Raw genomic sequence first — 12,334 nt, 5'->3', positions numbered from 1 at the left:
GAGCATGCGCTGGCCGTGGACTTCGAGGATGCGGCTGCCGGCGAAGCCGCCCAGCAGCGCTTCGCGCATCTTGACCGGGTCGACGCCGTTGCGCCGTGCCAGCAGGATCGCCTCGGCGACGCCCTCGAAGGTGAGGCCGACGACAATCTGGTTGCAGCATTTGACGACTTGCCCCGACTGCGGCGAGATCCTCACGGTGCCACAGGATCAGGTGAACCATTGGCGCAAAAGCCTGCGAACGGGATTTCGCCGTCTGGTCGCGCCGTCACCTGGGCCTTGCCAGGCACCGCCTCAGTGGCTGGTGCCGGCGGAGCGGGTCGTCTTGTTGTAGACGTTGTACTTGCCCGAGGGCCTGCTCATGGGAATGCGCTTGACCTCCTTGAACGTCGCCGCGTCGTACACGATCAGGGCCCCGTCCATTTCCCAGATGCTGACGAGGACATACCTGCCGTCGCGGGTGAATTCGACGTGCGCGGCGGTCTTGCCGGGCTCGGGTGTGAGGTTGCGCACGATTTCCAGCGAGCGTTTGTCGATGATGGTGAGCGTGTCCTTGGCCGGGCTCATGAAGTTGTCGGTCCAGGCGTAGGGGGTGTTTTCGTGGCTACGCATGAAGAACCCCGGGCCGAGCGTGTCGATTCGCTTGATCACCTGCCAGGTTTTCATGTCGATGATGCTGATTACGCCGGATTTAAGATTCGGCGTGGCCATCACCGGGCGCCCCTGGTAGGTCCAGGTGATGCCGGAACCGAGGTGAGGCATGCCGGGCAAATCGAGGTCGGCGATTTTTCTCCGCGCATCGAGATTGATGACCTGGCCCTTGCCGCCCTCGCGCGAGGCCCCCATCAGGTGGGTGTAGGACTGGTCGAAATAGAAATCGTCCAGATAATTCTCGAGCGGGATGCTCCGGATGGGGAAAAGCTGCTTGTCCGCGAGCGACTCCGCCAAGCGGAAGTCGTGCACCAGGCCGGGATAGATGGGCTCGTGATCGTCGGTGTAGGGGATTTCCCATACTTCCTTGATGTCCTTGAGCGCGGCGATGAAGCTTTTGCGCGGCGCCGCATCGTAGACGGCGGAAACGCGCGAGCTCTTGCCGTTATCGTCGCGTGCCTCGATCAGCTTGAGGGGGCTCAGGTCGGTCGCATTGAGAATGAGCAGGGTATGGGGCAGATAGTTGCCGACGATCACGTAGCGTCCATCGCCCGACACCGCCAGGTTGCGGGTATTGATCCCTGCGCGGATTTCATGGGTGGTCTTGAGGTTCCAGATATCGAACCGGGAAATCCAGCCGTCGCGCGAGGCGAAATAGACATAGCGCCCGTCGGGGCTGAACTTCGGGCCGCCATGCAGGGCGAAGCGGGTCTGGAAGCGGTGGATGGGCTCGAAAGTGTCGCCGTCGAGAAGGGTAGCGTGGTGATCGCCGGTTTCCACCACCACGAACAGATTGAGCAGGTCGGCCTTGAACGCGGGCTTGTCGGGCAGGCTACCGGCCTTGTAGTGCTCGATGCGCGTCGCCCGAATTTCGTTCAGCCCCCAGGCAGGCACGCTGGCCGGCCGGGTGTAGATGAAATCGGCAACCACCTGGATGTCGGCGGCAGAAAGCTTGTCGCCGAAGGCCGGCATCTGCGAGGCTGCGCGACTGTTGGCAATGACTTTCAGCGCCTCGGGTTTGCGTAGCCGCTCAAGGTTTTCCGGCAGCAGCGCGGGGCCGGTGCCGCCCAGGCGGTCGGCGCCATGGCAACTGGCGCAGTGCTGGGTGTAGACCGCAGCGGGTTCGGCGGCCAGGGCGGATGGCGTCGTCATCAGGATGGCCGACGCAACGCAAAAAGCGCTGAATAGACGTTTCATCAGCGCGCCATCCGTCGCAGCGGGACATACGGTGTCACCGCCAGCCGCTCATGCGACGTGGTGACGCCTATCTCTTCGTCGTCCAGGTAGCAGGCCGGGTCTTCCTGCCAGGGGTCGCCGGTGAGCTGGTAGGCGCGCACCCGGGTGTTGCCGCCGCAGATGTCGAAATAGGCGCACTCGCCGCAACGGCCCTTGACCATCCGCGGGCGCGCCTTGAGGCCGGCCATCAGCGGATCGGCGGTATCGGGCCAGATTTCGGAGAAGGGACGCTCTTTCACGTTGCCCAGGGTGTAGTTCCACCAGAACGTGTCCGGGTGCACATTGCCCAGGTTGTCGATATTGGCGATGTTAACCCCGCTCGAATTGCCGCCCCATTGAGCGAGCTTGGCCCGCATGTGGGCCTCCATCTCCGGAAAGCGTGTGCGGATCCAGAACAGCAGGTACACGCCATCGGCGTCGTTGTTGCCGGTGACGAATTCATTGTGCCGGCCTTCCTGCTGGTAGCGCCAGCAGGTATCGAACAGCAGATCCATGGCCTGGCGGGTGGTCTGGTGCACCACGTCATGCTTGCGGTTGGTGTTGCCGCGGCCGGCGTAGTTGAGATGGGACAGGTAGAACTTGTCGAGCCGTTCGTCGTCCATCAGCTGCAGCAGGCCAGGCAGATCCTGCACATTGTCCTGGGTCAGAGTGAAGCGGATGCCAACCTTGATGCCCCGGTTGCGGCACAGGCGGATGCCGTGCAGCGAGGCCTCGTAGGCGCCTTGCAGGCGGCGGAAGCGGTCGTGGGTTTCCGCAATGCCGTCGAGAGAGACACCGACGTAATCGAAGCCGATCGCCGCGATACGGTCGATATTCGTCTCGTCGATGAGGGTGCCGTTGGTGGACAGGCCGACATAGAAGCCCATGTCCCTGGCTCGCTGCGCGATGTCGTAGATGTCCGGCCGCAGCAGCGGCTCGCCGCCGGAGAGGATGAGCACCGGCACGTGGAAGCGTTTGAGATCATCCATCACGGCGAACACTTCATCGGTGCCGAGCTCGCCCGGGAAATCCTTGTCGGCGGAAATCGAATAGCAGTGCTTGCAGGTGAGGTTGCAGCGGCGCACGAGGTTCCAGATCACCACCGGACCGGGCGGGATGCGCCTGGGGCCGAGCGGGGTTGGCTGGGCGAGCTCCCGCATGTATTGGGAGATGCGGAACATGTTTTCTCCTATGCGCTGATGCGCAGCCCGGTTTTCTTGAGGATTCGCGAGCTGTACAGAATATCGCATGCCCGGCTCGCCTCGCCCAGCACATCGGCGATGAGCCGGGTTTTGGCTTCCACTTCCTCCCGCGTTTTTCCATGCACCATGGCGAAGAGGTTATACGGCCAGCCCGGGAGATGGCGCGGGCGCTGGTAGCAGTGGGTGACGAAGGGCAGTTGCCCGACCTGCTCGCCGAATTCGTCGATACGGTCGTCGGCGACGTCCCAGACCGTCATGCCGTTGGCGCGATAGCCCAGGGCATAGTGGTTCGGCACGGCGCCGATACGCCGGATGATGCCCAGGTCGAGCATGCGCTGCATCCGCTGCATGACGTCTTCCGCTTCCATACCAAGCTGTTCGGCAACGGCGTGATAGGGACGAGCCGTCAGCGGCAGCCCCGCCTGGGTCGCCTGGATGATGCGGCGGTCGGTATCGTCGAGCGGCCTGAAATCGTTGGGCGCGTTCATACGTGCAGTTTCAATCCCACGAAATACTCACGAATCTTGGGCATGTTGTAGACCGCATAGCCGGTCTCACGCTCGATGCGCGTGATCGTCGCCTGCTGCGCATCCGGCGTCTCGGTGGCCAGCACGAACCACATGTTGAGGCGGTGGTTGCGCTCATAGTTGTGCGCCACCTCGGGCTGGTTGTTGACGATGTCCGTCACCCGTTCGTAGTCTTCCGGGCGGATCTCCATTGCAGCGAGGCTTAGCGCGCCGCCCATCTCCGCGGCATGGTACATGGGACCGAAGCGCGACAGCAGGCCACGTTGCAACAGGCTCTCGATGCGGGCAATAACGCTGGTTTCGTCGCTGCCGACCCTGTCTGCCACCTCGGCATAGGGGCTCTCGCAAATCGGGAATCCGCCTTGCAGGGTGTTGATGAGGGCGCGATCGAGGTCGTCCATCACGCCACCGCTTCTACCCTCGGCTGCGTCGCCTCGACGTAGCGCGCGGCGGTCTGCTTGAAGCGCTGCTTGCTGAACAGGATTTCGCACTGGAAGTCCGTCAGCCCGCACTGGTCCCGCAGATGCTCGAGGTGTTCCAGCACGGCGTCCCGATCCTTGCCGTGGACCATGCAGAACAGGTTGTAGGGCCAGTCCGGCAGGCGGCGCGGCCGCTGGTAGCAGAGATTCACCAGGCCGGACGCGCCGATGCAGCGTCCGACTTCATCGACTTGCTCGTCCGGGATATTCAACACCACCATGGCGTTGGCGCGAAAGCCCAGTTCGTGATGGCGGACGATAATGCCCAGGCGTTTGATGATGCCGTGATCGAGCAATCGCGTGAGGCGGCTCAGTACATCGGCTTCGGAGGCGCCAATGAGCGCGCCGACTTGGGCGTAGGGGCGCACCACCAGCGGCAGGCCTTCCTGAATCGCCTCGACCAGGGCGTAGTCGAGGGTATCGAGTTCGAGCGCGCGCGGCGGGGCCGTTTTCTGCCGATGCCGGCCCGTCATGCCGACCGTGGGGCGCAGATCAAAGCCGAGGTCGATGTGATAGTCCTGCACCATCGGCAGACGCATGACCGCAAGCCCGGTCTGCTGTTCGATGTCGTGCAGCACGCGCTCCAGATGCGCAGGGTTGGCGGCGATGGCGACGAACCAGAGGTTGAACCGGTGCTCGCGTTCGTAGTTGTGGTTGATTTCCGGGTAGGCATTGACCCGTTGCGCCACTTCTGCGAGCCGCTCTTTCGGGACGGCCATGGCGGCCAGCGTACTGACACCGATTCGGTTGGGGCAGAACACCGCGCCGACGCGGCTGATCACGCCCTCTCGCGTAAGGCGGCGCAGGGTTTCGAGCACGTCCTCCACGCCGAGGCCCAGGCGGCGCGAAATCACGTCGAACGGCGCGGAGGTGAGCGGAAAACCGCGCTGGAAATCATTCAGCAGGCTGAGTTGAAGATCGCTCATAGTCCGATCCTGTGGGCGCGCACGGTGAAGAAAATACCGCTCGGGCTTTCTGCGGGCAGGGTGCCGATGCGGGCGAACGAATCCGGGTCATAGATATCGATGCGGTTTTCATCGCGCAGCGAGAGCCAGACCTGCTCGCCACGTGGGGAAAATTCCAGATGCAGCACGCCTTTTCCCGGCGTGAGCGTCTGCACAATGCGGCGCGAGGGAAGGTCGACGACCTGCACCGTGTCGTTATGAGGAAAGGCGAAGTTGAGCCACACCTCGCGCCCACCGGGGCGAGCCACGGCGAATACCACCTGGCCGGCGACCGGGATGCGCGCGACTTCCTTCCAGCTGTTCTGGTCGGCGATGATGACCTCATGCTTTCCGACCGCGGGCAGCACGATCTGGCTGCCGGTGGTGGCCCAGCCTTCCAGGTGCGGCATCTTGTAGACCGGCAGTTTCTCGCCGTGGCGACCGAATTCCACCAGCGCGCGTCGCACGCCCGCATCGAGGTCCCACAGATCGAGCAAGGCCACCCCGTCCTCGCCGAAGAGGCCGGCGGCATAGTGCCGGCCATCGGAGGTAATCATGCCGTCGTAGGGTTCCTTGCCAATACCGGTGAGCTTGCGCAGGACCGGCTGGCTCGGGTCACGCATGTCCGCGACCCAGATCTCGCCCGCGTCATAGAGGCTGAACACGAAGCGATGGCCCGGCGCATCGACCAGGCCAACGACCTTGGAGTGTTTGCCATCGCTGCCGATAGCGGGAATGTCGGCGACGAGCGAAAGCGTGTCCGCGTCGAATACCTTTACGCCGCCGGGTTCGTAGTTTGCTACGGCAACCAGCTTGCCGTCGGCCGAGATGGCGCCGCCGATGCTGTTTCCACCCTGAATGATGCGGCGATCGATACGCTGGGTCAGCAGGTCGACCTTGGTCAAGCCGCCGTCGCGGCCGAATACATAGGCGTAACGCGCGTCGCGGGAGTAGCTGATGGAGGCGTGGGACAGATCGCCGAGGCCGTCCACTTTCGCCAGGCTGGTGCGGTGGGTGGTGTCGAGTATCTGCACGCTGCCCGTGGCGCGTTCGATGACGACGCCGAGGTCGCCGGTGCCGCGCAGGTTCGTATTGGCGCAACCCACCAGAACACCGAGGGCAAGCAGGAGAAGAGCGGGAATCCTAGCGCGCATCAGGAAACCCCTTTTGCAGGTTGTCTACGATCCAGTCCGCTTCGGACTCGGAGAGGAAATTTTTCCACGGCGGCATCGGCGTGCCGGGCCGGCCATGAAGAATCGTGCTGACCAGCGTGGTAGCGGGTTTGTCTTTCAGTATCTGGGGTGTGAGTGCGGGGCCGAGACCGCCGCGAAGTTCCATGCCATGACAGGAGCCACAGTCCTGGCGCACCAGGCGTACGAGTTCGTTTTGCCGCTGCGGATCGAGAGGGGGCGAATCGGCGAAAGCGCTGCTGAAGGCCATGCCGATCACCATTCCCGCTGTCGTCAGAATTCGCATGTTTTTGTTGTCCGTCGTGAGGAATCGGCGGGGCAGGTCGACTGCCCCGCCTCATCTGCTTAGTACACGTCGTGCTGCGTGTTGTAGACGTTGAACTTGCCCGTCGGTGTGATCAGGCGCTTGTCCTTGATCACAGCCTTGAGCTTGCGCGTCTTGTCGTTCATGACCACGATGGCCGATTCCTGCGTACTGCCGTTCCAGACCGAGAACCAGACTTCGTCGCCCGCCTTGTTGTACTCCGGCTGAACGACACGCTTCGGACCTTCGCCCAGCTTGGCCAGGTCGGCGATATTGACGATTTCCGGCGCCTTGTCCAGATTGTCGATGTCGTAAATCGCGACTGACTGGCTAATCGCAGCATCCGGATTGAGCGTGGTATCGACCCACAGGTTTCTGGACTTCGGATGGGTTTTGAGGAACAACGAACCGCTGCCCTGGCCCTTGAGGGAACGCACCACTTTCCAGGCGTTGGCCTTGTGCTTCTCCGGGTCGGTCCCGATCAGCGCAACACTGTCGTCGCCCAGGTGGCCCGTCGCCCACACCGGTCCGTATTTCGGATCGATGAAATTCGCACCACGACCCGGGTGCGGGATCTTGCCGACGTCCACCAGCGCCGCCAGCTTCTGCTCCTTGGCGTCGATTACGGCGATCTTGTTGGAGGCGTTGGCTGCCGACATGAAGTAGCGGTGCGTGGAGTCCCAGCCGCCATCGTGGAGGAAGCGCGCCGCCTCGACCTCGGTGATCTTCATGTTGTTGATGTCCGAGTAGTCGGCCATCAGCACCTTGCCGGTCTCCTTGACGTTGATGATGAACTCCGGATGCTCATGCGAGGCGACGATCGCTGCGACGCGTGGCTCGGGGTGGTATTCCTGGGTGTCCACGGTCATGCCGCGAGTGCCGACGATCTTTTTCGGCTCCAGCGTGTCGCCGTCCATGATGACGAACTGCGGCGGCCAATAGGTGCCGGCGATTGCGTATTTATCCTCGTAGCCCTTGAACTTGGAGGTTTCGACGGAGCGCGCTTCCATGCCCACCTTGATCTCGGCCACTACCGCCGGTTTTTCCATCCACAGATCGATGAGGTCGATCTTGGCATCGCGGCCGATGACATAAAGGTAGCGTCCCGATGCGGAAATGCGCGAGATATGCACGGCATAGCCGGTCTCGATGGTGGATATGATTTTCTTGGTATTGCCATCGATGAGCGCAATCTTGCCGTCGTCGCGCAGGGTCACGGAGAAGAGATTCTCCAGATCCAGCCGGTTCATCTTTTTCTTCGGGCGTTTTTCGGGCGGCACCTTCACTTTCCAGGATGCTTTCATTTCCGCCATGCCGTACTCGGGCGGCATCGGCGGCTCGTGCTGCAGGAAGCGCGCCATGATGTCGATTTCTTCCTCGCTCAGCACGCCGGAAGTGCCCCAGTTGGGCATGCCGCCGGGCGAGCCGAAGCCGATGAAGACCTTCAGGTAGTCGGTGCCGCGCGGCAGGGTGATGTTCGGCGTGAGCGCCTTGCCGGTCGCGCCCTTGCGCAACACCCCGTGGCAGCCGGCACAGCGCTCGAAGTAGATTTGCTTGGCGCGCGCGAATTCGGCCGATGTGAGGGCGGGCGCCTTGGGCGTCACCACCTCCCGTGCCTCCTCTCCCGTGATCGATGCAGGCGCTCCCTTGTATCGCAATTCGGGATCGGTGGTGCCGGGGTGGCCGGAAGCAGGTGCATCTGCGGCAAACGTGATGTGTGCGGCGCCCATGATGAAAATGCTGGCAGCCAGAATGGTCAGCCTGGTGTTCATTTTAAATTCTCCCTCTGGCTAAAAAATGAAAAAACCTACCAAGTACGCTGCAAGATTAAACACGCCCCCGCGTGGGCGCCTTGATGTAGGTCAACGGCCGCCGCGACAGCCCCAGCACGGGGGATCGGCATCATCGGAATCGTCGGCGGCGCCGTCCCGGGCGAGCACCGGAATATCGTGCAGGCGCGAGGCGTCGCTGATTCCGGCGGTTCCCCCGGGCGGCGTGTAGACCCGGCTGCCGCGTTCGCGGCGCCTGCGTTTTTCGGCCAGAGGCGGGCATTTATGGTTGTTGTAGTAGGTGATCTGGCAATCGAGGCAATGGTGGCACTCGTTTATCACGATTTCTCCCGTCGGCCGGATGGCCTGGACCTCGCACTCCACGGCGCAGGCCTGGCAGGGTCTGCCGCATTCCTTCCGGCGGCGCAGCCATTCGAAGGAATGGAAACGGCCGGGAATGACGAGCGAGGCCCCCAGGGGGCAGATGTATTTGCAGTAGAACTTGCGGTTGAAGATGGAGAGCAGGAGTATCCCCAGCGCAAAGGTCACGTAGCCCCACTCGCGCTGAAAGCGCAAGGTGATCGCGGTCTTGAAGGGCTCGATTTCCGCTGCGCGAATCGCCATTCCGATCGACTGCAGGGATAGCCCGAACAGCACCAGCAAAATCACGAACTTGAGCGTGAGCAGGCGTTCGTGCACGACATGGGGAATCTCGAAAAACGGCAGCCTGAACCTGCGTGCGAGCTGGAACGCAAGCTCCTGCAGGGCGCCGAACGGGCACAGCCAGCCGCAGTAGACGCCCCGGCCCCAGAGCAGCAGCGTGACCGCCACGAAAGACCAGAGGATGAATAGCGTGGGATCGATGAGAAAGATATCCCAGCTGAAATCGTGGGTGACCGCCCGCACAAAGGTCAGGACGTTGATGATGGAAAGCTGGCCCAAAGAAAACCAGCCGATGAAGAACAGGGTGTAGACCAGAAAGCCGGTGCGGATCCGGTGAAGCAGCACGGGGCGTCGCGCCAGATAATCCTGGAAGAGCAGGATGAAGGTGAGCAGGACCAGACCTGCCACCAGGACGGCAATCTCCCCCTTGCGGGTTTGCCAGAGGGCGAGCCAGATGGGTTCTTCGGGTTCACTGGCGAACGGCGTCAGTCCCGATGCGGGCGCCGGGAGCCCGGCCGGTGCGGACGTCGCGCTCGCAAGCTGGAGCGTCGGCGCAGTGGGCGCCGGATGGACTGTGCGCTGTTCGATGGCCGGCTCCGCTTTTACTGCGGGGGCGGGGGTCGCGGGCGGTGCCGGGGCGCCGGGCTCGGACAGCCGGATTCCGCGGGACTCCGCCACCATGCCGACGGCGCGGGTGATGGTGGCGTTGATGACCATGATCGAGATGGTGGCACCCGCGATGGCGTCGACGCTCGCATAGCCGTCGCGCTGCGTGCCGACGACGATGCGGCCGGGTTTGCCGCGATACTGGTCGACGAATTTCAGCAGTTGATCTTCCCGGATGCCCGCACCGAGAATCGGTTCCTCGTGATGGACGATGCGCGCGCCGGCGATGCGCCCCTGGGTGTCGATTCCCGCAAGGATGTTGACGGGGCTTCCCGAATAGGCGGGAATGCGCACCATGTCGCCGGTTAGAAAAGCGTATCCGATCAGTGCGTTGTTGGCATGAACGGCGCTGGCGGGGGGGCTGCCTTCTGGCTCGCCGAAATGGTCCGCTGCAGGAAACAGTTCGCGCACCTGAGGATACGCGCTGGCGAAATCCGCGTGGCTGACCGGCATGGCGCCCAATAGCAGCATCAAACAGAGCAGCAGCGCCCAGAGGGAACGAGCGGAATGCCGTTTGGCTAGAGTATCCAATCTGCTTGCCCTGCTTATGAAATGGCGAGTTCAGGAACATCCATGGCGCGCGGGAATTGACATGCTACCTCAAGCCGCAGGCCGATCCGAAATTACGCCTATATTCAGGCGACGGAAGCGGGCACGCTTTGATATAAGTCAACTGAAGCTTGGCCTTATACTCGCGTCATGAATCCAGACAGCCCGGATATCCAGCAGCTTAAAGACGGCTATTTGCTGGCTGCATTGTCGCATTCGGAGTTCGAGGACGTTATGGCGCACGCCAGCGTTCGCACGCTGGCGCCGGGCGAGGGCGTGTTCGATCAGGGCGACCTGTGCACTCATTTTTTCTTTGTGCTGGCAGGAATCGTCAAGCTCGGGCGCATCGCCCCGAGCGGTGAGGAAAAGGTCATGGACCTGGTTCGGCCCCGTCATTACTTTGCCGAAGCGGCGATGTTTCTGGGCGGGCGTTACCCGGTATACGCCTGCGCGCTCGAGGCGACCCGGCTGGTGGCGCTGGACAACGCGCATTTTCTCCGACTGCTGCGAGGCAATGGCGATCTGTGCATCCGGCTGCTTTCGACCTTGAGCCAGCGCATGCACGGCCTGGTTAACGAGATCGATAACCTGACCCTGCACAGCGGCGCGGAGCGCCTGATCGGTTACCTGCTGGAGCAGCTGCCGGAAGGCGCCGTTCCGGCAAGCGTGTGGCTCAATGTGCCCAAGCACGTCATCGCATCGCGTCTGGGCATCCAGCCCGAAACCCTGTCGCGGATTCTGGCGAAGCTGCGCGCCGAGCGCCTGATCGACGTGCATGAGGGCATGATTGTTCTCAACGATGTGGCCGCGTTGCGGCGCTTTAGTTAGGGGCGGGGGCCGGTTGTCCGACCCGGCCATCGCGCCGCGTACGCGGGGCACTGTGCGTGAATCAGGCGGCATATCCCAGTACCGCGACCACGTGGCATGCGGTGCCTGCGATGACGAGCAGATGCCATACGAAGTGAAAGTACCGCACGTGGTCGGCCATGAAAAATATCGCGCCGGCGGTGTAGGCAATCCCCCCGGCGAGTAGCCAGAATAGCTCCCAGACGGGCACCCGCGCCCACACCTCGCCGGCCGCGATCAGGATCAGCCAGCCCATCGCGAGATACGTCCCCGTCGAGATCGCCGCGAACCGGACGCCGCCGAGGGTTTTCAGCACAATGCCGACGGCGGCGATGCCCCACACCAGCCCGAACAGCGTCCAGCCCCAGGCGCCGCGGAGCACGCCGAGCGTAAACGGCGTGTAGGTTCCGGCGATCAGGAGATAGATGGCCGAGTGATCGAGTATCCGGAATACGCGCTTCGTGCGGCAATGCGGCAAGGCGTGAAAAAGCGTGGAGGTGAGATACATCAGCACCAGCGTCGTGGCGAATACGCTCGCGGCCGCGATGCCCAGCGCGTCGCCGCGACGGGATGCGACGAGGACGAGAAAGGGGAACGTCGCCACCGCCCCCAGCAAGCCCAGGCCATGACTGACGCTGTTCGCGATTTCCTCGCCGCGGGATTGTGGCCGCCCGCCCAGGCCGAATGCTTCGACCATCGGTGTTCTCCTCTATCGCCTTGGGCGAAGGCAGCGGGCTACTGTCTGGCTTCGTCAACCAGTGCTTCAAGCAAACCAATCAGCGCCTGCCCCGGCGCGTCGCTCACGGGCAAATGCCGCACCGCAATCCCGTGTGCCTCGCAGGCGGCAGCATCAACCACGGCAGGCCCGGTGACAACGATGCGGGTGAGCTTGTGCAGCTGGCCAATCGTGTTGGCATCGATCGGACAGGCATGGGTGATGGCGGTGGTGGCCCAGAACAGGCGTGGCACCAGGTCGGCCGCTTCGGTGGCCGGGTATTCGCTCCAGTTGTGGTCGAAGCCGGGGATGGGCAGGTCGTCGCCGCCCAGCGCAGCGCGGTCGAGGAATACGACGCGCTCCTTCACGCTCATTTCCCCTCGCCCACCAGCCGCTCCAGCGCGCGCATGAGGGCCGACGAATCGAGTTCGCTGTCGCCCGCGCCCATGAGCGCGTTCATCTGCTGCGCGATCAGCGCGGCGCCGGGCAATGGTGTGGCGGTTTCCTGCGCGTTGTCCATGACGATGGCCATGTCCTTGTGGTGCAGTTTGACCTTGAAGCCGGGCTTGTAGTTGGCGTCGAGCATGCGCTGGCCGTGGACTTCGAGGATGCGGCTG

13 protein-coding genes and 1 pseudogene are annotated in these 12,334 nt (G+C 63.0%); 1 reads left to right on the top strand and 13 read right to left on the bottom strand.

The features are described from left to right. The 10 genes and pseudogenes from ABW22_RS10895 to ABW22_RS10850 form a co-directional block, all read right to left on the bottom strand. Nucleotides 1-174: pseudogene (locus ABW22_RS10895) on the bottom strand (NAD-binding protein); the annotation flags it as partial. 117 nt (nucleotides 175-291) lie between these two features. Beyond that, nucleotides 292-1,845, bottom strand: coding sequence for a nitrite reductase (locus ABW22_RS10890; protein ID WP_059756261.1), 1,554 nt, complete (start codon nucleotides 1,843-1,845; stop codon nucleotides 292-294). Next, nucleotides 1,845-3,044, bottom strand: a complete 1,200-nt coding sequence (gene nirJ / locus ABW22_RS10885; RefSeq protein WP_059756258.1) for a heme d1 biosynthesis radical SAM protein NirJ — start codon at nucleotides 3,042-3,044, stop codon at nucleotides 1,845-1,847. The genes ABW22_RS10890 and nirJ overlap by 1 nt, the downstream gene beginning before the upstream one ends. A gap of 8 nt (nucleotides 3,045-3,052) precedes the next feature. Beyond that, on the bottom strand, nucleotides 3,053-3,553 hold the full coding sequence (locus ABW22_RS10880; RefSeq protein WP_059756252.1) for an AsnC family transcriptional regulator: 501 nt from the start codon (nucleotides 3,551-3,553) through the stop codon (nucleotides 3,053-3,055). Continuing rightward, the gene (locus ABW22_RS10875) at nucleotides 3,550-3,993 is read right to left on the bottom strand and encodes an Lrp/AsnC family transcriptional regulator (RefSeq protein ID WP_059756250.1); all 444 of its coding nucleotides are present in this window, start codon (nucleotides 3,991-3,993) and stop codon (nucleotides 3,550-3,552) included. Before ABW22_RS10875 ends, ABW22_RS10880 begins: the two co-directional genes overlap by 4 nt. Then, nucleotides 3,993-4,997, bottom strand: coding sequence for an Lrp/AsnC family transcriptional regulator (locus tag ABW22_RS10870; protein WP_059756247.1), 1,005 nt, complete (start codon nucleotides 4,995-4,997; stop codon nucleotides 3,993-3,995). Before ABW22_RS10870 ends, ABW22_RS10875 begins: the two co-directional genes overlap by 1 nt. Further along, complete coding sequence (locus tag ABW22_RS10865; RefSeq protein WP_088178780.1) at nucleotides 4,994-6,169, bottom strand: cytochrome D1 domain-containing protein; 1,176 nt, start codon at nucleotides 6,167-6,169, stop codon at nucleotides 4,994-4,996. The genes ABW22_RS10870 and ABW22_RS10865 overlap by 4 nt, the downstream gene beginning before the upstream one ends. Continuing rightward, nucleotides 6,159-6,491, bottom strand: coding sequence for a c-type cytochrome (locus ABW22_RS10860; RefSeq protein WP_059756242.1), 333 nt, complete (start codon nucleotides 6,489-6,491; stop codon nucleotides 6,159-6,161). Before ABW22_RS10860 ends, ABW22_RS10865 begins: the two co-directional genes overlap by 11 nt. 59 nt (nucleotides 6,492-6,550) lie before the next feature. After that, entirely contained in the window at nucleotides 6,551-8,281 is a 1,731-nt protein-coding gene (locus tag ABW22_RS10855) for a nitrite reductase (protein WP_059756239.1), read from the bottom strand. Between the two features lie 90 nt (nucleotides 8,282-8,371). After that, nucleotides 8,372-10,138: a 4Fe-4S binding protein gene (locus ABW22_RS10850; RefSeq protein ID WP_059756236.1), complete on the bottom strand. Its 1,767-nt coding sequence runs from the start codon at nucleotides 10,136-10,138 to the stop codon at nucleotides 8,372-8,374. Between the two features lie 168 nt (nucleotides 10,139-10,306). Here ABW22_RS10850 and ABW22_RS10845 point away from each other — a divergent pair, with 168 nt between their 5' ends. Beyond that, entirely contained in the window at nucleotides 10,307-10,984 is a 678-nt protein-coding gene (locus tag ABW22_RS10845; RefSeq protein ID WP_059756233.1) for a Crp/Fnr family transcriptional regulator, read from the top strand. A gap of 61 nt (nucleotides 10,985-11,045) precedes the next feature. Here ABW22_RS10845 and trhA read toward each other — a convergent pair whose 3' ends face one another. From trhA to ABW22_RS10830, 3 genes are all read right to left on the bottom strand, one after another. Beyond that, nucleotides 11,046-11,699: a PAQR family membrane homeostasis protein TrhA gene (gene trhA / locus ABW22_RS10840; RefSeq protein ID WP_059756230.1), complete on the bottom strand. Its 654-nt coding sequence runs from the start codon at nucleotides 11,697-11,699 to the stop codon at nucleotides 11,046-11,048. A gap of 38 nt (nucleotides 11,700-11,737) precedes the next feature. Beyond that, nucleotides 11,738-12,091: a hypothetical protein gene (locus ABW22_RS10835; protein WP_059756228.1), complete on the bottom strand. Its 354-nt coding sequence runs from the start codon at nucleotides 12,089-12,091 to the stop codon at nucleotides 11,738-11,740. Continuing rightward, on the bottom strand, nucleotides 12,088-12,334 hold a 247-nt coding region (locus ABW22_RS10830; RefSeq protein ID WP_157648604.1), incomplete at its 5' end, for an NAD-binding protein. The genes ABW22_RS10830 and ABW22_RS10835, both read right to left, overlap by 4 nt.

Origin of the sequence: Thiobacillus denitrificans (assembly GCF_001530125.1) — a bacterium.
In the GTDB taxonomy this organism is placed as follows: domain Bacteria; phylum Pseudomonadota; class Gammaproteobacteria; order Burkholderiales; family Thiobacillaceae; genus Thiobacillus; species Thiobacillus denitrificans_C.
Note: the sequence above shows the minus strand (reverse complement) of the source record. Positions and strands in the feature narration are given on the sequence as shown.

What these genes read in the sequence shown, in the direction of transcription:
- ABW22_RS10890 (WP_059756261.1), bottom strand. Translation starts at nt 1,845, where the DNA reads ATGAAACGTCTATTCAGCGCTTTTTGCGTTGCGTCGGCCATCCTGATG.
- nirJ (WP_059756258.1), bottom strand. Translation starts at nt 3,044, where the DNA reads ATGTTCCGCATCTCCCAATACATGCGGGAGCTCGCCCAGCCAACCCCG.
- ABW22_RS10880 (WP_059756252.1), bottom strand. Translation starts at nt 3,553, where the DNA reads ATGAACGCGCCCAACGATTTCAGGCCGCTCGACGATACCGACCGCCGC.
- ABW22_RS10875 (WP_059756250.1), bottom strand. Translation starts at nt 3,993, where the DNA reads ATGGACGACCTCGATCGCGCCCTCATCAACACCCTGCAAGGCGGATTC.
- ABW22_RS10870 (WP_059756247.1), bottom strand. Translation starts at nt 4,997, where the DNA reads ATGAGCGATCTTCAACTCAGCCTGCTGAATGATTTCCAGCGCGGTTTT.
- ABW22_RS10865 (WP_088178780.1), bottom strand. Translation starts at nt 6,169, where the DNA reads ATGCGCGCTAGGATTCCCGCTCTTCTCCTGCTTGCCCTCGGTGTTCTG.
- ABW22_RS10860 (WP_059756242.1), bottom strand. Translation starts at nt 6,491, where the DNA reads ATGCGAATTCTGACGACAGCGGGAATGGTGATCGGCATGGCCTTCAGC.
- ABW22_RS10855 (WP_059756239.1), bottom strand. Translation starts at nt 8,281, where the DNA reads ATGAACACCAGGCTGACCATTCTGGCTGCCAGCATTTTCATCATGGGC.
- ABW22_RS10845 (WP_059756233.1), top strand. Translation starts at nt 10,307, where the DNA reads ATGAATCCAGACAGCCCGGATATCCAGCAGCTTAAAGACGGCTATTTG.
- trhA (WP_059756230.1), bottom strand. Translation starts at nt 11,699, where the DNA reads ATGGTCGAAGCATTCGGCCTGGGCGGGCGGCCACAATCCCGCGGCGAG.
- ABW22_RS10835 (WP_059756228.1), bottom strand. Translation starts at nt 12,091, where the DNA reads ATGAGCGTGAAGGAGCGCGTCGTATTCCTCGACCGCGCTGCGCTGGGC.